A 19247-nucleotide genomic window follows, 5' to 3' on the forward strand; every position below is an offset into this window, starting at 1 on the left:
TTCATCTTCTTTATAGTTTTTTTGAGTATAATTACGACATTAATTTAAGTAGATATATATAAGGACTCTATCTTGCTCGAAAATATGAATGAAAAATGTGCAGTAGTTGGGATTTTTGGTCATGAAGAAGCTTCAAAACTTGCTTACTTCTCGCTCCATTCTCTTCAACACCGTGGTCAAGAGGCCGCAGGAATAAGTTCAGCTGATGGTACAAAAGTTCATACCATCAAAGACCGTGGTTTAGTAATGAAAGTTTTTAACGAAAAAAACTTAGAAACTCTTAGAGGAACAAGTGCTATAGGTCATACAAGATATTCAACTGCAGGGGATGATTCTATCCTTGATGCACAACCTGTTTTTGCAAGATACGATCTTGGCGAAATGGCTATCGTTCATAACGGTAACCTTACAAATGCAGAGGCTGTTAGAAATCAACTTATTGAAAAAGGTGCAATTTTTCAAACATTTATGGATACTGAAAACCTTATCCACCTGATTGCAAAAAGTTCAAAAGAAAAACTTCTTGATCGTATCATCGATGCTGTTGAGAAAATCGAGGGTGCATTTTCACTTGTATTTTTAAGTAGAACAAAAATGTTTGCTATGCGTGATCGCCATGGTTTCCGTCCTTTAAGCCTTGGTCGTCTTGGAAACGGCGGCTATATAGTTGCGAGTGAAACATGTGCGTTTGATCTTGTAGGTGCTACATTTATCCGTGACGTAGAACCGGGTGAACTTTTAGTTTTTGAAGAAGGTAAAGCTCCACAAAGTATCAAGGTATTTGAACCGACTCCAAAACACTGTATCTTTGAGTATGTTTATTTCGCTCGTCCAGATTCAACTGTATTTGGTCAGTCAGTGTATCAAACAAGAAAAGATATGGGTAAAGAGTTAGCGAGAATTGAGCCTATTGAAGCTGATGTTGTTATTCCTGTTCCAGACGGTGGTGTCCCGGCTGCTATCGGATATGCTCAAGAGAGCGGTATCCCTTATGAGATGGGTATTATGAGAAATCACTACATCGGTCGTACATTTATCGAGCCTACTCAAGAGATGAGAGATCTAAAAGTAAAAATGAAACTTTCACCTATGCCTGAAGTGATCAAGGGTAAAAAAGTTATCGTTATCGATGACTCTATCGTACGTGGAACAACTTCAAGAAGAATCGTAAGAATGTTAAAAGAAGCAGGTGCTGCCGAAGTACATATGCGTATCTCTTCTCCACCGACAACTGATCCTTGTTTCTACGGAGTTGATACACCGGACAAAGATAAACTCATTGCAGCAAATATGAGTGTTGATGAGATCTGTAAATATATCGAAGCTGATTCTTTAGCATACCTTGACGAAGCAGCTTTACTTCGCAGTGTAAATGCAAAAGAAGACACATATTGTACAGCATGTTTTACGGGTAACTACATCGTTTAATGTCTTTAAAACAAATATATACATTTGGCGGCTATCTCAAAGACAAATTTGGCTGCAAAGTTTATAAAGTTGGTATAAACATCTCAGGCTTTACATGCCCGAATATAGATGGAACAGTAGCAAAAGGTGGATGTACCTTTTGTGAAAACGACTCTTTTAGTGCAAGTACCGATCAGGTACAAGAACTCAAAGGGTTTCATCTTAACCTCGATTCAAAAGAGAACCCTTTTCTAGAAAAACAGCTACTACAACTTGAACAACAATTTCAAGCTATTTCTGCAAGACAAGCAAAAGAGTACGGAGCTGAAAAATTTCTCGTATATTTTCAATCTTTTACAAATACTTACGCACCCTTTGAAACACTCAAAGCACTTTACGATAAAGCACTTACATTTCCTAATGTAGTAGGTCTTAGTATAGGGACTAGAAGCGACTCTATTACCGATGAAACTTTAGAATATTTATCTGAGCTTGCACGTGAAAAAGAGATATGGATTGAGTTTGGAATTCAGTCTGTATACGATAAAACATTAGACAGAATTAACCGTGGGCATGATAGTGCCAATGTAAAAGAGTGGATATTAAAGTCTAAAAAAGCCGGCTTAAATGTATGCGGTCACTTAATCTTCGGTCTTCCAGATGAGACTCAGGAGATGATGCTAGAGACTGCAAAACAAGCTTATGAATGGGGAATAGACTCCGTAAAATACCATCCGCTTTATGTTGTAAAACGTACAGCATTAGCAAATGAGTATGCACGTGGAGAATTTACTCCGATCACAGAAGAGCTCTATCTCGATACCCTTATAAAAGCGATAGAGATGAAGCCTGCAAATATCAATGTACAAAGAATTACCGCAGGGATTGATGACAACTCTTTGATCGCACCTGATTGGTGCCGTGATAAGAACAAACAAGTTCGACACATAAATGCCGCCCTTAAAAAGATAGGTCTTAAGTATTAGTAGTATTTAAAATACTAATACTTCATCCTCCTCTTGTTACCTACAGAAACATAATATTTTTTAATGCTATAAAACCTTCATTAATTTTCAATCTATTATAAAAAATAATATTTTTTCATAATTTTTTCATCTTGATTTTATATACTATTTCCTGTTAGATTCTATTCTATAAAATACAAAGGGGAATATATGAAGTATGCAACTTTAGGTTCTATAGCACTTACTACACTTCTTGTAAGTGGATTTAGTGGTTGTGGTTCAGATAGTGACACAAGTAGTGTAACAAGCACTACACCGTCTTTAACTGGGTATTATTTAGACTCAGCGGTTGCCGGAGTAGACTACAATACTTCTGGTGGTTATCAAGGTTATACGGGAAGTGATGGCTCATTTAAATTTAATGCGGGAGATAGTGTATCTTTACGATTAGGAGATATTACGCTTAGAAATATCTCTTCTGCAAATCTTACAAACGGTAAAAAGATTATTGAAACAGATGATGCCGTTATTACTTTTCTTCAATCAATCGATGATGACGGAAATGCAACAAACGGTATATCTGTTACCAGTCAAACACGTACAGCAGTTCAAGAGTGGGCAACTGAAAACAGCATCACTTCACTTGAAGTAAATGCGACACACTTAATAGGTGCAAATGAACTGCAAACAAAACTTCAGGCAAACGATTTAAATCAGACACAGATCAAAACAATAGAAGAAGCTCGTACCCATTTGGCAGCTACATTAGCAGCAGAACCAGATGCAAAAATTTTATATACTGATTATAAAGGTGAGACGAGAGAGGCTTTATCGAGTGCTGCAGCTGCAGAGTACCATACAGGTGAAGGTTACGGGCATACATTATTTGACAGTGCAGATAACAAATGTCAAAACTGTCATAATGAACTCTACGATACTTGGAAAGGCTCTATGCACGGAAAATCTTGGTCAGATCCTATTTTCCAAAGTAAATACCAAGACTTTTTACGAACGCAGATCAATAAAATCGGTGAAGATAAGACAAGTGTAGGTGGTATACCATATACTGAAGCGATGGTATCTAAAGTAGCTCTTACATGTGTAAAATGTCATGCTCCGGCAGCTTATTATGCAGGTGACTTCAAAGCTACACTTACAACGCTTCAAACAGGTGCAGATACAACAGCTTTACAAAATGCTCAAGCTAATGATCAAAGCAATCTGGCAACGACAACTACGACTTATGATCCTACACAAGAAGCAAGTGTAGTTGCAGTAAGTCATACAACCGGTACTTTATATAAACTCTCTTACCATGTAGGTCATGAAGCAAACCGTGAAGGGATTAACTGTGCATTTTGTCATAGTATAGAAACTCCAAGATTAATGGGACTAACGCAGGATCCTGCAAGCTATACACTCCTTAAAGATCTACGTGTAGGACCGCATGGACCGGTAAAAGCTGCAGCAGGAACAGCTCTAAACTATAATGTAGATGCAACTGATCCGGATATGAATAAGTTCTTTAGACTTTGGGGACCTGAAAAATATAGTAATCCTGCAAGTACGCCAAAAAATGTAAATGATTACGATATAGCAAAATCTGCTGACGGTAGATACACTATGGCGAGTAAAGATCTTAACGGTACAGACGGAAAAGTACATTATACAGGTGGACCGTTCTATGGACCTTTCGGTGTAACTGGTCTTAGAAATGAAAACAGTACTGATGAGACAAACAGAACTGCTCAAGTACATCCTGATTTTGATTATGCTACAAACAATCATTTTGGAAACAACGGAAAAACATTATGTTTATCTTGTCACCAAAGAAGTGCAGGTGCAGCAGTGCCAAGCGGTGAAGATGGTGCGGGACAATTTATGGAACTATGTTCTACATGGAATGCAGTTACAACCGGAACTGATGATAATATCCAAGATACAGCAACTTCTCCAAAATGTACTAAGTGTCATATGGAGCGTATTGAAGGCAAAGTACTACATCAATGGGCAAGTCCGGATAAACTCTTTACAGACAAAACATTACTTACTTCACACTTCTATGCTGATGACAGTGAAGGATTCGGTGATGAGAACCCTGTTGCAAGTGGATGGTTAAACTCTCATGCATTCCTAGGTGCTAGTAAAACAGGTGGGGATAAAGCAGCAGCTGTCGCTAAAATAAAAAGCGGTTTTAATGCTGATGTTACAACATCTGTTAGCGGTAATATACTAACTGTTACAACTACTATTACAAATAAAACTGCACATATGTTCCCTGGTGCTCATCCTATGAGAAGAACATTAAGCCGTATTATCGTTACAGATGAAAATGGGACTATGTTACCGGTTGTAAGTGCTACGGGAGCATCTACATTTGGAGATATAACAAACAGTGTTGCAACACTTACAGGAAAAACACTTCATAGCAGTGCTGCTAGTTCAGTATCTGTAAACCTAAACGGTAGTGATGCATTAGATTTCCCAGGAAAAGTAGCTGATCTTAACGGTAGTGCAGTATCAAGTCAAAAGTTTACTGCTGAAAATGTTACGATAACTGGAGCAGATACAACTATTGCAAATCAATATATTGATGGTACAGATACTAAAGGTACCGTATTTAATGCTGCAATCATTAACAGTACTGATACGACAAACTTTACTCGTATCTATGGACATGAAACAGGTAAAAAGTATGATTTAGATAATAATACTTCTACACCTACGGTATTTGTAGTACGTCCTGGATTTGATTCAAACATGGTAGAAAGTGATAACCGTTTAAGTCCAAATGAGACTGAGACATACACACTTACTTATGATATCTCTGGAAAAACAGGCGTATCGACTACATACAAAGTTTACTATATGCAAAAAGGTGCAAACGGTAAATTCTTAACAGGTGCAGATGGTTGGTTAGACCAAGCATTAAGCGATAGTAAAAAACTTCTAGTTACAGAAGTATTTAGCAAAACAGTTACGGAGAATTAATTCTCCGTAACTACCCCTCCTGCCCTTCAAAAGTAATTACAGTATAAAACAATCCATCTTTCTCATACGCATCGTATGTATACTCTAATTTATCTGCAAGTCTTTTAATAAGCTTTGTTCCAATGTGGGAACTAAAAAGTAACTCATCACTTTTATTGTCTATCTCATTTACGATTTTCAGTTGATGTTTTTTGGCATCTACATAAGTGTTGATCGTTGTTCCGTTTTTCGTATGCATAAAAATATTTTCAAATATAGCCTGCATCACTCTGCCAATCGCTTCTTTATGAATGTAAAGAGAAAAATCTTCTTGCAGGTTTGAGATCATATGGAGCTCTTTTTTTGCAAGAATAGGCTTAAACAACTCCTGCATCATACTACATTGATTTTGCATCGGAACAAACTCTTTTTCTTGCTGTATATCCCACTCAATCGCTTTTAAAAAGATAAGTTCTCTTAGTTTATTACTGATAGTATTGATGTCATTATTACTCTCGTGTAAAAACTCCTCTTTATCCATATCGCTTTTTGAGAAGAGGTCAAGTCTTGCTTTTAAGATAGATATCGGTGTTTTAATCTCATGAGCCGCCTCTTTAAAAATATCTTGCTTCTCTTTACATAAGAGTTGATTTTTTTGCTGAAGATTTAAAATTGCATCTTTGAGCGCATTGATCTCGTAACTTCCTGAACATATCTCTAAAGAGTCTTGTTTTTGTGCACCTGCATGACAATAAGAGACTAAACATTTTAACGGGTAAAGAAGTTTTTTTAACAATAAGTGGAATATCGCAATAGCAAATAGTAATAAAAATAATAAACCAAGACCTAACTCCAATATTAGTGTATGAACTTCTTTATTAACTCCCTCTTCATTTGCAATAAGAACTACATATTTATCATTAGGAAGTATTTCTACAAGACTTAATAAAGGTAGGTTTTTCGGAATATTATCAACATAAGATACTTCGATATCTTCTAATGTATCAAAACTCTCCGGATGAAAATTTTTTTCTGTTTCAATATACTCTGTTTTAAAATTCTTAGAAGAGTTCATATATAATTTAGACTCTACTATGTAATGTGCAATTATATGCATTTTATATAATAAATTTTGTTCTAATGAACGTCTGTGATCTGAAATAATATATGAACCTAAAACTAGTGTTATAAAAATAACTGTAACACTCATATAAATTAAAAGTGTTGTTTGTAAAGAGTACTTATTCAATAGTGTATCCCCTTGTTTTAATCGTTTTGATCAATGATATAGGTAGTTTTTTTCTAATGTTTTTAATGGTAACGTCTAACGTATTTGAGGAGATATTTTGAGGATTGATATAAAGGGCATCCAGTAATTCATCTTTGGAGATTATAGAACCTCTTTTTTGCAGCAGATAGAAAAAAAGGTTGTTCTCTTTTTTAGAGAGTGAGATCACTTCCCCTTCATATAGTAATGTTTTTTCAACCGTATTACATGTCAAGCCATCTATGCAAACTTCAGGAAGCGGTTGATTTTTTCTCCCCTGGACATGGATACGGGCTAGTAGTTCGTCATTGTCAAAAGGTTTGTCAAGGTAATCATCAGCACCTAGATTTAAGCCTTTGATCTTATCCCCTATGCTGTCATAAGCACTAATTACTATAATGCTTGTTAAAGCACTTTTCTTTTTAATAGTCTCAATAAGTTCAAGACCTATATCTACACCGTTAATATTACGATCAAGGAGTACGACATCATAATTAAACTGTGCTATATATACCTTCGCTTCTTCGATTGTATGGACGGTATCTACTCTAAAATGGAGTAATAAAAAAGTACTTACAAGTTTTGCTAGAACGAGATCATCCTCTAACATTAAAATTCGCACACTTAACTCCTAGTGAGCTTCAAGTTTAATATAGTCTGCTGTACTTGTAAAATATGGAGGATATTCAAAGTAAACTCTGAAAGATTCTGCTTTTCCAGGTTTCATATCTTTTGCGATCACAAATTTTTTAATGATAGTTTGCGGTTTATCTCTCTCAAATCCAAGGCCGTCGTTAAAAAACTCAAAAAAGCCTGTAGACTTGTAAAAGCTTCCCCCTTTTACATTACCCGTAGCATGACCTCGGTTAACCAGCTTAATCTCTATAGTAACTTTACCGATGGGGAAACTACCTGTATTTTTTACTACACCGCTGTAAACAATCTTTTCAATACTCAACAGGCGTTTATTCTTTACCTTATAAAGCTTTGCCGACTTTGTATATTTATCAACAACAAAGACACTGAAAATTGCTAAAAATACACTAACTAATACTGTAGTAAAAAGCATTGAAGTTTTTAATGAAGCTTTTTTTTGTTTGAAAGATTTATACACCCCAACGACGAATAGAAGAAATATTACAAAAAAAGTTATATAATGTACGTAGTTTAATGCAGTCATTTACAATCAGCCTCTAGAGAAATATTATAATTATTTTGGTATCTAAAAGGCTCTACAATAATTTTAAACTCTTGCGTTTCACCTTTTAAAATATTATCTTTAGTTATCGACATTTTTTTAAAAGGCTTTAATTCGTAGATATAGTTTTTAAACTTATTACTTGTCACTTTATACGCAGATGCAACGATCTTACACTGAGAAAAATCCCTTTTAGAGAGGTTGGTAATTTTCCCTTTTACAACGACCGCTTCTACAAAGCTAAGTTTTTTTTGACTGAGTAGTTCAACTTTATTTTTAAAAAGATATTTATGAAGTTCTATATATCCGTAAGTGGGAGCGATTATGAAAATTCCAAATGCTAAAAGGACTAAAAACACTGCGGTTTTTAATCGGTTACGTAATACGATCGCTAGGATGATTAAAATTAAGAAGGTAAGTAAAACAGTTCCAAAGAGAATATAATCTTGTGTAATTAATCCGTCAATAAAACTCTTAAACCTACTACCCTGCATCTTACCTACTTATCGTCCCTTGAGTTTTTCTCGGCAATTCCGCTCATTCCGAATCTACGGGCAAGCTCTTGCTTAATGCGATCAGGAGAGATGTTTTTGCTGGCAAGTGCAACTAACATGTGGTATGTAAGGTCTGCCGCCTCATATACCATCTCCTCTTCATCGTTGTCTTTATGCGCAAAACAATACTCTCCGGCTTCCTCTACAACTTTTTTCAAAATTGTATTTTCACCTTTATGTAAAAGTTTTGCCGTCCAAGATGTTGAAGGATCTGCATTTTTACGCTCTTGAATCGTATGGTACAGTGTATCGATCACACCGTAGGCTGCAGTTGTATCTACTTCAACCTCGCTAGTTGTTTCACCGCTTTTTAGCTCTGTGAAAAAGCAAGATTTACGTCCCGTATGACATGCTACACCCTCTTGTGTAACCTTAATCAAAAGAGTATCGTTGTCACAGTCAAGATTAAAAGAATGAATTGTTTGGATGTGTCCGCTGCTCTCACCCTTTTTCCAAATACGCTGCTTACTTCTAGAGTAATAATGTGCAATATTTGTCTCTAAAGAAAGCCCTAGTGCCTCTTTATCCATGTATGCCATCATGAGCACTTCATTCGTTGAAACTTCCTGAACAATGACAGGAAGAAGCTCCTGCTTCTCCCAGTCTACTCTGTTAACAATCTCTTTCATAACCTACTGAGCCGTTGTTCTTTGTTTAGCGTTTTTCATATCAACCCAAATATTTGGAGTTGAACCACCAGGCGTTAAGAAGATTTTTGCATCTTTATTTGTTTGAAGTGCTTCGTTAAATTTCCCTTGAACTTTGATCTGCTCTAGTTGTAAAAGTTTTGGTGTTAACGATTTTGAGATTAAATCATTTGCTTTTGCTTTTGCTTTTGCCTCAATAGTTACGGCATCTGCCTTACCTTGTGCTTCAATACGAGCTTTCTCAGCCACACCCTGTGCTTCAGCTGCACGTTTTAATGCATCTTGTTTTGCACGTTCTACTTCTTGTTGTGCACGCTCAACTTCTTGTTTTGCAACTTGAACGCGCTCAATCTGTTCTTTTACTTTTTGAGGTAAAACAATCTCACGAAGCTGAACCGATTGTAAAATAGCCGGAGAGTTCTCTAAACCTTCGATATTTTCACGAATACCAGTTTCAATAGCACGTGCTATCGTGTTTCTCTCACGTGGTAAAAGTTCCGCTTCATATTTACCGACAACGTTACGAACAACGTCACGAACAACAGGGTTAATAATTTTATCTTCCCAGCTGAATCCCCAGTTAGAGATCGTTTGTGCTGCAAGTTGTGAGTTTAGACGGTACTGAACAGTAAGTTCGATACTTACCGGTAAACCACGTTTATCAAGAACCGTAATTGCAGGTTTTGTTAAAATCCCTGAATTGTTAGCACTCATTTCAACTTTAGTCGCATAGTTGATTACACGTACTTTTGTATCTACAAGATACACTTTTTGGATAACAGGGATGATGAAATGAAGTCCCGGTAAAAGTGCTTGATCTTCGTACTTACCGTTTGTACTTAAAATACCTCTTTGCCCCTCTTCGATAATCGTAAAAGGTTTTGCAAGAACAAGAACAATTACGATAGCGATAATAAAGTATAACAGTCCAGCTTTTCCGCCGCCAAAATTAAAATCTATATTTGGCATTTGCGGACCTTTTGGTCCACCACTGTTACCGCCACCAGAGTTTGATGACGTTTTTTTATAACCGCTTTCACTTTTTTTCTTATTAAAATAATCGTTCATATCCGAGGCCATTTTCATACTCTCTTCTTTCATATTCTCTTCTTTCTTTTTAGTTCTTTTATCTGTTTAGTCAATATATGTTAAATAGTGCTCGTATTTTGCATTACGTCCAAATACAATATCAAAATATGTACTTTGAAGTTTCTCTGTAATCTCACCGCGAGAACCACAACCGATAATTCTAGCATCTACTTGTGCAACAGGTGTAATCTCTGCAGCAGTTCCCGTTAAGAACGCTTCATCTGCAATATATACCTCTTCACGAGTAATACGGCGACGGCTTACTTTGTAGCCCATATCTTCTGCCATCTCTATTACAGTTTTTTGTGTAATCGATGCTAAAGCGTTGTCACTTGGCGGTGTAATTATCTCACCATCTTTGATCATGAAAAATGATGCACCGCTTGCTTCTGCAACATACCCTTGGTCATCTAGTAAAAGTGCCTCGTCATATCCGCAGTCAATAGCTTCATATTTTGCCATTTGTGAATTTAAGTAATTTGCAGTAGCTTTTGCTTTACCCATGTTTGAAGTATTCGCAGGTCTTGTCATAGAAGCGATTTTAAGTTTAATACCTTTTCTTAAACCCTCTTCTCCAAGATATGCACCCCATTCCCATGCAGCCATTACAGTTTCAACAGGAGCGTTTTTATGATAAACACCCATTACACCGTAACCTAAAAATGCAAATGGTCTGATATATACGTTATCTCCAGTGAACTCATTTTTTCTTAAAAGTTCGATCTGTGCTTCGTTCATCTCTTCTACACTGTACGGAATCTCCATAAGTGTCATTTTTGCCGATTCTTTTAATCTTTTCGTATGATCATTTAAACGAAAAATTGCATACCCTTTTGCAGTCTTGTATGCTTTTGTCCCTTCAATTACACCATTTCCATAGTGAAGTGTGTGTGAAAGTACGTGTGTTTTTGCATTATCCCATGCTACAAATTCGCCATTCATCCAAATATATTTGGCTGCATCCATTTAATTTTCTCCAATAAGAATTACATATAAAATTGCGTTATTGTATCGAAAATGATGTTTATGTTGTATTAAACTTTTTATAGGAGATATAAGTAGTACATAATTCCTAAATAAACTAGGAATTATGCAGTGTGTAAAGGAGAGTTTTTAATATTTAATATCTAGTTTTAGAGAATAATATCTTCCCGGTTTAGTTGTTGAAACAATGTTTTCACCTTGCTTATATTGTAATTCACTATCAAGCAGGTTTTCAGCTTTAAATCTGATTGCATACTCGAAAAAACCACCGTCATTTTTATCAAGTAATTTCCATTTTGTTACAAAATCAAGTTTACTAAACGGTTGTTCGTAGATATCTTCATTTCCGTCAGTTCCTAACGATACAATTCTCTCTCCAATCTGATTGAATAAGAAAAGTGCGCTATTTCCGCTATCTGCATTATCGTAACCTAAAGTTAAGTTCACAACATACGGCGACTGACCTTGCATACTTCTTGTTTTGCTTGTCAGTCTGCTTGTATATGGGTTGTTAGGATCTGAATTCAATTTGATTTCAGAGTTTATGTATGCCACATTTGTTGCTAAAAGTAAGTTTGTAAATCTATCATTGATAAATCCAAATCTCTTACGTAAATCAACTTCAACACCGTAACTTGTTGCCGAATCTGCATTTTGATACGTTTCTAAGAACGTATTGTCCTGTGCATCGTCAAGCTTGATAACTTTCTCGATAGGGTCCGTGAACTCTTTGGAGAATAGTGCAACAGAGAACACCTCATCACTTGAGAGGTACCACTCATATTTTAAGTCTAAATGGTCTATGTATGTTGCTTTTAGCTCAGGGTTACCAAATACAATATTTTCCGTAATCGGGTCTTTGTATCTACTGTTACTAAACTCACGAAAGTCCGGTCTTGAAATCGATGTCGCATATGCAAAACGCAGCTGCATATCATCATTGTCAAATCTATATGTCAACCCTAAACTAGGGAAGATATCTGCTGTTTCAAGAGGAGCATACGTTGCCGCTGCATCTGTCAATTGTTGCGTTGATGTCTCTTGACGTACCGATGCCACGATATCAAAATCATGAGTAACCGATAAAAGTTGCTTCAAGTAAAATGCCGTAACATCTTGTGTCGCCTGATACGAATCCGTATCTCTATATGAAGCCGAAAAATCAAGTGAAGATGCATATTTATCATAGATAGTATCCATATCTTCACTCATCGGAGTAAAGTTAGTACTATACATTTTAAATCTTCTACTGTCGAAATCTCTCGTTTTGCTATACACAAACATACCAAACTTCGTATAGTTGTCTTGTTCGTTTAATTCAAACGGTAACGAAAAATCTGCTCTGTAGTTTTCAACTTCATCATTAAGTACAAAGTAGTAGTACCAGTTTTTTCTGTCCCAGTTTAACCCTGACGATTCATGTCTGTAGTTATACTCTACAGTACCCGGTTCTTCACGTTTTGCTTCTGATTTTTCTGCAGCCCATTCAACTATGATATTGTCAAAGTAACCGTCAGTTTTAGCTCCGAAACGCAGTTCATTTATACCGCTTAGTTGTTGCATATCTAAGTTTTTCGTTACATACTCTAAGTAAGTTTTTTCACGATCGTCTGCCGAACCGGTATAATCAATTGAACCCACTGTAGTTCTGTCTTGAACTTTTTCTGTCGTAAAGAAAGTATATTTGAGTTTATTGTTCTCAAAATAATCAACTCCAACGTTTACCATACCCGATGTTTCTGTTGTTAACGTGCTTGTACTTGTTTCAGTATGGTTATCATGAATAACCTGGTTTGTATTTCTGTCAAAGAAATACTTGTCATATACTACATCATCATTGTCAGCACTGTCTTTATAATAGAATGTTGCTGAAGCACCGATACTTACATCATCTGTAATCTCAAAACTTTTTCCTGCACTAGCTTCTAACTTCATCCCTGCCGGTAATGTTGTGCTCTCACGGTTTAAAGTTCTTGCATTTGCAACATCTTGTGTGACAGCTATCCCGCCAACGTTGTTTCCACCGTTTAAAACACTTGAAGGAAGCGGTGTCGAATTTGAACTGTTAGTAAAAACTTGTTTCCCTGTAGAATCGTTGTATAAAGCTTCCAATCCTAACTTCGCATACCCGTCATTCCCTTTTGGAATATCTTTACTCTTAATAAGTACAGTACCCCCGCCGAATGATGCAGGAAGATCTGCCGTGTATGATTTTTGAATTGTAATACTCTCAACAACTGAAGTTGGGAAAATATCAAGTGGTACTACCCTTTTTGTCGGTTCAGGTGAAGGGATATGCAAGTTATTTAACATAACCGTAGAGTATCTATCACCAAGCCCTCTTACATATACATATTTACCGCCGACAATTGTAATACCGCTCACACGTTTCAGAGCTGAAGCGACACTACTGTCACCGCTTTTTCCAAACTGCTCGCTTCCAAGTACGTTTCCAACTGCATCAGAGTTTCTCTCCTCAGCAATTACCGCTTCTACACTACCGTCTAGATGTGGTGCAAGTACTACAAACTCGTCTAACTCCATTCCCGCAGGAGTAAGTTCTACATATTTTGTAACTGCTTCGTTTGCAACTACGTTTACTTTCATAGTTTGTGCGCTGAAATCTTGGTGAATAATCGATACCGTTTGCTCACCTGCCGGAAGATTAAGCTCTACAAAACCCTCCTTAGAACTTTTTGCCTCGATCTGCGTACCCTTAACAAAAATAGTCGCATTGGCGATTTTCTTTTTGTTTTCAGATGATGACAATGTTAAAAGAACACTCCCCTTCTCTAAAGCTTTTTGATCTTTTTTAGCATTTTGCTCTTTAGAATCAGGTGCTTCCGAATCAACAAAAGCAATTGTGTTGTCATTTTTCAGTGAAACAATTATTTGCGATTCTTTATCCGCTGCAACTGCTACGTTTTTTCTCACAAATACTTGTACTTTACCATCTTCTTTTGCTACGAGTTGAATCTGGTATTCACCCTCAGATAACTTTGAAAAGAAATATCCGTCACTATCTGTTTTACCGCTTAAAACATTAAGGTCATCAAGTTTTCCATCTACTTTCTTATAGATTTTAAACTCTTGGTTTGAGAGTGCTTTCCCCTCTTTAAGTACAACTAAAGAGAGTGATCCCAAACCTTGTGCAAACATTGTTGTGATAAAAAGGGATATTAGTAATAGATATCTCATAGTGTACACTCCCAGTGGTTATTTTTACATTTGTTCATATTTTTTCTCAATTCGATCCCTTTTTTGAAAAGTTCCGAATCGCTAATGCGTTTAAGTAATTTTTCACTCTCGTCAAAATCACCCGTTACGTAATAAGAATACGCTAAAGCATAGAGGATGTTTTGATCTTTAAGTAAACCGTTTCTCTCTAATGCACTACGTGTTGAAAGTACTTTTTCATAGTTTCCGTACTCAAGATAGATTGCTATCTTTTGTTTGTATTTTTGTTTTGGATCAAGAAGTTGCGAGTTCTTATATAGAGCCTGTACATATTCTCTTGAACGTCTAAACATCTCTGCAGAATCTTTAAGATATTTTCTATCAAGCAATGACGCCTGATCAAAAAGATCCGCTGCCGGATGGATCATATCTTGGTCGATATAAAGTGTTGCAAGTAAGATAATCAGCTTTACATTTGTTTCATATTTCAAATGTGCCTTTTCAGCTAAAAGGGTAGCTTTTTTGTACTCTTTTGCTTCACGTAATGCACTGATAAACGAAAGTAACACTTTCTCATTTACTTTTGCATGCGTTAGATACACTTCCGCATCTTTCAGAGCACTTTGATAAAGTTCTAAAGAGATGTAGTATGCAAATCTTTGTCTGTACGCATCGTAATATTTCGGATGAATAGTATTTACGTCTGCTAATACATCCAATGCTCTGTCGTACTCTTTAAGCTGAAAATAACACTCGGCTTTAAGTGCCATAATGTTTGGTTTTTGCAGTACAATTGCCTTTGCACTATTAAGAGCTTTAATAGCCTCTCCATACTTTTTAAGCTTAAAACTGTTCTGTGCAATGTAAAGATAGATGCTTTTTTCCGTTTGACCCGCTTCGATCGCAAGGTAAAAGTTTTTGTTAGATGCTTCATACATCCCTAACTTTCCTTTTACCAAACCTTGAAGTGTGTAGTACTGCACTTTATCGATCGTTTCATCATCCAGGTCAACTTGATTCAGTGCATCATTTGCACGAGTGTAGTAACCGTCTTTGATCAGAACCGTTGCCAGTGCTACATAGTCAACTTCGTCTTGATTTTTCTTAGTGTCTGCATAAATACCGGTACTTAGCAGTATAGTAAATATTGTTGTTAAAAGTAATTTCATCATCTATCTCTTATTGAAAATCAAATCTAATTTTTTGTTTAGCCCAAACTTTTACAGCTTTGCCTTTGTACTGTGCCGGAGTAAATTTCCAAGTTTTTACACCCTCTACTGCGACATCATCAAATACGCCTGCAGGTTCACTCTCTAAAACTTTTACCTTACTAACATCACCGTTTGCATCTACTAAAAGGTTTAAAAGTACATACCCTTTTATCCCCATTTTCTTTGCTTTTTTAGGATATTCCATCGCTGAACGACGAGCAGGTTTCGGAGCTTCGTCCACACTGCTTTCATTCATGATTACATTTTTATCAGCATCTTTTAAAAGGTTATCATCCACATCCAGAGAGCTATCCATAAAAGATTCTAAACCTGTATCTATCCCGCTAAGTGCTGAACTCATCTTAGGAGTGTTTGAAGCCTTATGTGCTTTTGGCGGAGTTCTTTTAGGCTTTGGTTTCGGTTTTGGTTTCGGTTTTGGTTTGACAACTTGTTGCATCTCAAAACTCATTGGAGATTTCTCTGCTTTGTTTTGAGGCAACATTCCGTTTTCATTCATCTCAATTACAACAACAAAAACAAAAAATAAACCAAAAACAGACCATCCAAAAGCTTTTAGACGCAGTAAAAATGTATTGTTATTCACAATTAACCTACCTCTTTCTTAGTTGCAACGGCAACATCTTTAGCACCTGAGAGTCTACATTGATCAACAAGCTCTATAAGTTTCTCTACCGCAATAGAGTTATCTGTAATTACAAGTACAGATTTGTTTGTTGATGTTCTTAACATATCTCTTAACTTTCCTTGAACAGCCCATAGCTTAATCGGTTGATTGTCTATGTATACATCTGCTTGGTTATCTATATATACTCTGATAACTTTACTAGATGCGCGCGTAGCAGATGATGCACCAGGACGCTCAAGGTCTAGTTTCATATCTTTTACAAATGTTGAACTCACCATAAAGAAGATCAATAAGATAAATACCATATCGATCAGTGGTGACATATCTACGTCGCTGATATCATCCTTTTTGCGTCTAAATCTCATCTAAATTTTCCTCACTACATAAAATATCTTTTATCTGCTCTAGATCAAGCTCCATTTTTGAAGCTTTCTTATCTAAAAGTCGTCCCATAACAAGCCCGGGTACTGCTACTACAAGACCTAACTGTGTCGTAAATAGTGCCTGAGAGATACCCCCTGCAATCCCGCCGCTTTGTGAAAACAAACTCATAGAAGCTAACGAATCAAAAGTCTCAATCATCCCGATAACCGTTCCCAAAAGCCCGATAAGCGGTGCTACTATTACAACCGTTTTCACTAACTTAGCATATTGGTTAAGTGTTTGTTGATACACATAAAATCTATCATCAAGAAACTTTCTGAGCATCTTTCGATCAGCAATCTCTGCTTTAAGCCCAAGTCCATCAACAACAGCACTGTCAATGATCCCTTTAGGGATTTCTCTTTTGCCGGAAGCAAATTTTCTGATTAAAACACGTGGACTTTTTTTAGTTCCGCGCTGAATCGTATGGTATCTGTATCCAAGTCCATACCACAGTACAAAGACTAAGATAAACAGTGGCCACATTACAAAACCGCCACTGTTCATATAAGCAATGAACTGATGAATAAATGTCACTAAAGTATCCATTATTTTTGCTTGTTGTACTCATTTACAATATGAAGTGCTGAATGCTCCATAGAGTCTTTGATACTTTCAGCCCAGCTGTTAAGCAGGTTACCACCAAGAAGTAATGGAATCGCTACGATAAGACCTAACTCAGTTGTTACAAGTGCAATCGAGATACCGCCTGAAAGCAGTTTCGGATCACCCGTACCAAACTCTGTAATGATGTCAAATGTTGCGATCATACCTGTTACCGTACCAAGTAAACCAAGTAACGGTGCTACCGCTGCGATAACTAAGATAGTTGAACTTAATTTATCAAGACGAGAGCTCTCATGAATGATAGCTTCTGAGATGATATCTTCAACATGTTCTCTATCTCTGTCTAGATTTCTAACAGTAGCTTTTAATACTCTGGCAGTTGCACCTTTTTTCGGTTTTAAGAACTCTAAAGTAGAGTTTACACCGCTGCCTAAAAGTGAACTTAATGTATCTGTTGGAAGTGTTTTTGCCCCTGTACTTGATTGCAGGTAGAACACTCTTAATACTAAAAATAAAATTCCTACAAGACCAAGTGCTACGATAACCCATCCGATGATCCCTGCAGAGTTGATAACATCTAAAGTTGATTTCTCTTCAGTATCTGAAATCTCTTTGTTTACATTTTCGTAGATAAAGATTTTCAAGTTCTCAGGTGTTTGTTCATTTACTAAAGCGTTTGCTACATCTTCTGCAGGCTGTGCAGTAAAGATTTTCATTTTATGATCACCCGCCGGTACTAAGATACCGCTAGCTTTATCACTTACACCGTATGCAGCAACATTTCCAACTTTTACGATTTTTCCTTGTGCTAACGATCCGTCTTGTAAGTAAAAACTTCCTTCTTCCACTTTTAAAGATGACAGATCATCTCTAAGCGCTAAAGATTTTTCAAATAATGCTTTTAATGTAGCCGGATAGTCATCTTTATTTAAAGGAAGCTCAATTCCGTACTCTTTTAATGATGATGTCCCTTGAGAGATAACCGCTTCAATTAAAGAAGTATCATCACTCATCGTCTCCAAATTTTGTTGCGCTTGAAACAGTGCATCACTCAAGTTTTGGCTTTTTGTCTCTTTTGCTAAAACTTGTTGTTGTAGTTTCTCTATCTCATTTTTTGCAGATTGAAGTTTTTGAGCATTTGAAGATTTTAATTCATCAGCTCTTGCTTTTAACATCTCTTTTTGTGCTTTTAAAAACGCGAACTCTTTTGCATATGCTTCTTCAAGTTCAGTCGATGCGAACATAGTTGTCGCTAAAACCAATAGTGCTAAAAATATTTTTTTCATTATTTTGCCTCACTTAAAATTAATGCATTCGGTAATGTAAAATACCCTGTTCTAATTTGCTTTTTAAATGCATCAAAGATACTTAAAATTTCAGTTTGTTTCTCTTTGTTTAGTTCCTCTTGATAAGTCCAAGAGTTACCGTCTTTCACAACATATCCAACTGTATCGTTAGGTGTTTTGAAAAACATCATAGCAGTACCGATACGAGCTATCTCTGCTAGTTTTTCCTCAGAGTTTAAAACGATAGTTTGTTTAAAAATACCGTTTTCTTTAGTCATTCTAATCTCATCGTTATATGCGTTATATACTTGTGAAAGCGCTTTTTGAGGAGTGATTAAAGAATCGTTTAGTTGTTGTTTGATTTTTTCAACAGACTCAACTCTCTCACTTGTTTTAAAAGGGATAGAAGTTTTCATCATTGCACTCAAATTATCGATTGCTTCAATAACTATCGGTTTTAAACCTTGAGAGTTTTTACTTGCAGCAACGATTTTTGCTTGAATGTCAGATAACTCTTTGTTAATCTGTTTGATTTTAAGATCTTCACGAGATACCATAGCTTCTAGTTCACTTTTTTGAATAGAAAGTGATTTCATACTAGATTTATAAGCATCCTTTTCATCATTTATTTGTGTATCTAAATGTTCCACTTCTCCACGAAGTTTCATCAAAGACTCAGCCATATTATCAGAATTTGCACTTAACATAGTAGAGCTAAGCAGCACACTCAAAGCGATACTAATTGTTTTTTTAGACATGGACTCCCCATATATTTTAAGATGGTGCAATGATAAAAAAACTAAATTACCTTATGATTACTCAAGGGTTACAAGTTGGTGACAATGTTATTTAAAGG

General features: G+C 36.2%; 17 protein-coding genes. 3 read left to right on the top strand and 14 right to left on the bottom strand.

Annotation, left to right across the window (positions count from 1 at the left end):
• Nucleotides 1-72: 72 nt before the first annotated feature.
• The 3 genes from purF to QWY88_RS07095 all read left to right on the top strand — a co-directional run bounded on the left by purF (nucleotide 73) and on the right by QWY88_RS07095 (nucleotide 5363).
• Complete coding sequence (gene purF, locus QWY88_RS07085) at nucleotides 73-1428, top strand: amidophosphoribosyltransferase (protein WP_304545543.1); 1356 nt, start codon at nucleotides 73-75, stop codon at nucleotides 1426-1428.
• The gene (gene mnmL / locus QWY88_RS07090) at nucleotides 1428-2393 is read left to right on the top strand and encodes a tRNA modification radical SAM protein MnmL/YtqA (protein ID WP_304545545.1); all 966 of its coding nucleotides are present in this window, start codon (nucleotides 1428-1430) and stop codon (nucleotides 2391-2393) included. Before purF ends, mnmL begins: the two co-directional genes overlap by 1 nt.
• 189 nt (nucleotides 2394-2582) lie before the next feature.
• Complete coding sequence (locus QWY88_RS07095) at nucleotides 2583-5363, top strand: multiheme c-type cytochrome (protein WP_304545548.1); 2781 nt, start codon at nucleotides 2583-2585, stop codon at nucleotides 5361-5363.
• Between the two features lie 10 nt (nucleotides 5364-5373).
• On the opposite strand, the gene QWY88_RS07100 is transcribed toward QWY88_RS07095, so the two are convergent.
• The 14 genes from QWY88_RS07100 to QWY88_RS07165 all read right to left on the bottom strand — a co-directional run bounded on the left by QWY88_RS07100 (nucleotide 5374) and on the right by QWY88_RS07165 (nucleotide 19149).
• Nucleotides 5374-6591 carry an ATP-binding protein gene (locus tag QWY88_RS07100; protein WP_304545550.1) on the bottom strand — a complete coding sequence of 406 codons (1218 nt, stop codon included), beginning with the start codon at nucleotides 6589-6591 and terminating at the stop codon, nucleotides 5374-5376.
• Nucleotides 6584-7231 (bottom strand): response regulator transcription factor, encoded by a 648-nt coding sequence (locus QWY88_RS07105; RefSeq protein ID WP_304545552.1) that lies wholly within the window; start codon nucleotides 7229-7231, stop codon nucleotides 6584-6586. Before QWY88_RS07105 ends, QWY88_RS07100 begins: the two co-directional genes overlap by 8 nt.
• Nucleotides 7232-7240: 9 nt before the next feature.
• Nucleotides 7241-7789, bottom strand: a complete 549-nt coding sequence (locus QWY88_RS07110; RefSeq protein WP_304545554.1) for a DUF2393 family protein — start codon at nucleotides 7787-7789, stop codon at nucleotides 7241-7243.
• A complete protein-coding gene (locus QWY88_RS07115; RefSeq protein ID WP_304545556.1) occupies nucleotides 7786-8301 on the bottom strand; it encodes a DUF2393 domain-containing protein in 516 nt (171 codons plus the stop codon). Before QWY88_RS07115 ends, QWY88_RS07110 begins: the two co-directional genes overlap by 4 nt.
• A gap of 5 nt (nucleotides 8302-8306) precedes the next feature.
• Nucleotides 8307-8990 (bottom strand): bifunctional phosphoribosyl-AMP cyclohydrolase/phosphoribosyl-ATP diphosphatase HisIE, encoded by a 684-nt coding sequence (gene hisIE / locus QWY88_RS07120; protein WP_304545558.1) that lies wholly within the window; start codon nucleotides 8988-8990, stop codon nucleotides 8307-8309.
• A 3-nt stretch (nucleotides 8991-8993) separates the two neighbouring features.
• Entirely contained in the window at nucleotides 8994-10088 is a 1095-nt protein-coding gene (locus tag QWY88_RS07125; protein WP_304546019.1) for an SPFH domain-containing protein, read from the bottom strand.
• 54 nt (nucleotides 10089-10142) lie between these two features.
• Nucleotides 10143-11063 carry a branched-chain amino acid transaminase gene (locus QWY88_RS07130; RefSeq protein WP_304545560.1) on the bottom strand — a complete coding sequence of 307 codons (921 nt, stop codon included), beginning with the start codon at nucleotides 11061-11063 and terminating at the stop codon, nucleotides 10143-10145.
• A gap of 147 nt (nucleotides 11064-11210) precedes the next feature.
• Entirely contained in the window at nucleotides 11211-14279 is a 3069-nt protein-coding gene (locus QWY88_RS07135; protein WP_304545561.1) for a TonB-dependent receptor domain-containing protein, read from the bottom strand.
• Nucleotides 14276-15427: a tetratricopeptide repeat protein gene (locus QWY88_RS07140; protein ID WP_304545563.1), complete on the bottom strand. Its 1152-nt coding sequence runs from the start codon at nucleotides 15425-15427 to the stop codon at nucleotides 14276-14278. The genes QWY88_RS07135 and QWY88_RS07140 overlap by 4 nt, the downstream gene beginning before the upstream one ends.
• A gap of 10 nt (nucleotides 15428-15437) precedes the next feature.
• Nucleotides 15438-16073 (bottom strand): energy transducer TonB, encoded by a 636-nt coding sequence (locus tag QWY88_RS07145; RefSeq protein ID WP_304545565.1) that lies wholly within the window; start codon nucleotides 16071-16073, stop codon nucleotides 15438-15440.
• 2 nt (nucleotides 16074-16075) lie between these two features.
• Nucleotides 16076-16480, bottom strand: coding sequence for an ExbD/TolR family protein (locus QWY88_RS07150; RefSeq protein WP_304545568.1), 405 nt, complete (start codon nucleotides 16478-16480; stop codon nucleotides 16076-16078).
• Nucleotides 16470-17087 carry a MotA/TolQ/ExbB proton channel family protein gene (locus QWY88_RS07155; RefSeq protein ID WP_304545570.1) on the bottom strand — a complete coding sequence of 206 codons (618 nt, stop codon included), beginning with the start codon at nucleotides 17085-17087 and terminating at the stop codon, nucleotides 16470-16472. Before QWY88_RS07155 ends, QWY88_RS07150 begins: the two co-directional genes overlap by 11 nt.
• A complete protein-coding gene (locus QWY88_RS07160) occupies nucleotides 17087-18391 on the bottom strand; it encodes a MotA/TolQ/ExbB proton channel family protein (RefSeq protein WP_304545572.1) in 1305 nt (434 codons plus the stop codon). Before QWY88_RS07160 ends, QWY88_RS07155 begins: the two co-directional genes overlap by 1 nt.
• The gene (locus QWY88_RS07165; protein WP_304545573.1) at nucleotides 18391-19149 is read right to left on the bottom strand and encodes a DUF3450 family protein; all 759 of its coding nucleotides are present in this window, start codon (nucleotides 19147-19149) and stop codon (nucleotides 18391-18393) included. The genes QWY88_RS07160 and QWY88_RS07165 overlap by 1 nt, the downstream gene beginning before the upstream one ends.
• Between the last annotated feature and the right edge of the window lie 98 nt (nucleotides 19150-19247).

The organism is Sulfurimonas sp. hsl 1-7, from assembly GCF_030577135.1.
Taxonomy (GTDB): domain Bacteria; phylum Campylobacterota; class Campylobacteria; order Campylobacterales; family Sulfurimonadaceae; genus Sulfurimonas; species Sulfurimonas microaerophilus.

Coding starts and splice junctions, on each gene's coding strand:
- mnmL (WP_304545545.1), top strand. CDS start 1,428: ATGTCTTTAAAACAAATATATACATTTGGCGGCTATCTCAAAGACAAA.
- QWY88_RS07095 (WP_304545548.1), top strand. CDS start 2,583: ATGAAGTATGCAACTTTAGGTTCTATAGCACTTACTACACTTCTTGTA.
- QWY88_RS07110 (WP_304545554.1), bottom strand. CDS start 7,789: ATGACTGCATTAAACTACGTACATTATATAACTTTTTTTGTAATATTT.
- QWY88_RS07115 (WP_304545556.1), bottom strand. CDS start 8,301: ATGCAGGGTAGTAGGTTTAAGAGTTTTATTGACGGATTAATTACACAA.
- hisIE (WP_304545558.1), bottom strand. CDS start 8,990: ATGAAAGAGATTGTTAACAGAGTAGACTGGGAGAAGCAGGAGCTTCTT.
- QWY88_RS07125 (WP_304546019.1), bottom strand. CDS start 10,088: ATGGCCTCGGATATGAACGATTATTTTAATAAGAAAAAAAGTGAAAGC.
- QWY88_RS07130 (WP_304545560.1), bottom strand. CDS start 11,063: ATGGATGCAGCCAAATATATTTGGATGAATGGCGAATTTGTAGCATGG.
- QWY88_RS07135 (WP_304545561.1), bottom strand. CDS start 14,279: ATGAGATATCTATTACTAATATCCCTTTTTATCACAACAATGTTTGCA.
- QWY88_RS07140 (WP_304545563.1), bottom strand. CDS start 15,427: ATGAAATTACTTTTAACAACAATATTTACTATACTGCTAAGTACCGGT.
- QWY88_RS07150 (WP_304545568.1), bottom strand. CDS start 16,480: ATGAGATTTAGACGCAAAAAGGATGATATCAGCGACGTAGATATGTCA.
- QWY88_RS07155 (WP_304545570.1), bottom strand. CDS start 17,087: ATGGATACTTTAGTGACATTTATTCATCAGTTCATTGCTTATATGAAC.
- QWY88_RS07160 (WP_304545572.1), bottom strand. CDS start 18,391: ATGAAAAAAATATTTTTAGCACTATTGGTTTTAGCGACAACTATGTTC.
- QWY88_RS07165 (WP_304545573.1), bottom strand. CDS start 19,149: ATGTCTAAAAAAACAATTAGTATCGCTTTGAGTGTGCTGCTTAGCTCT.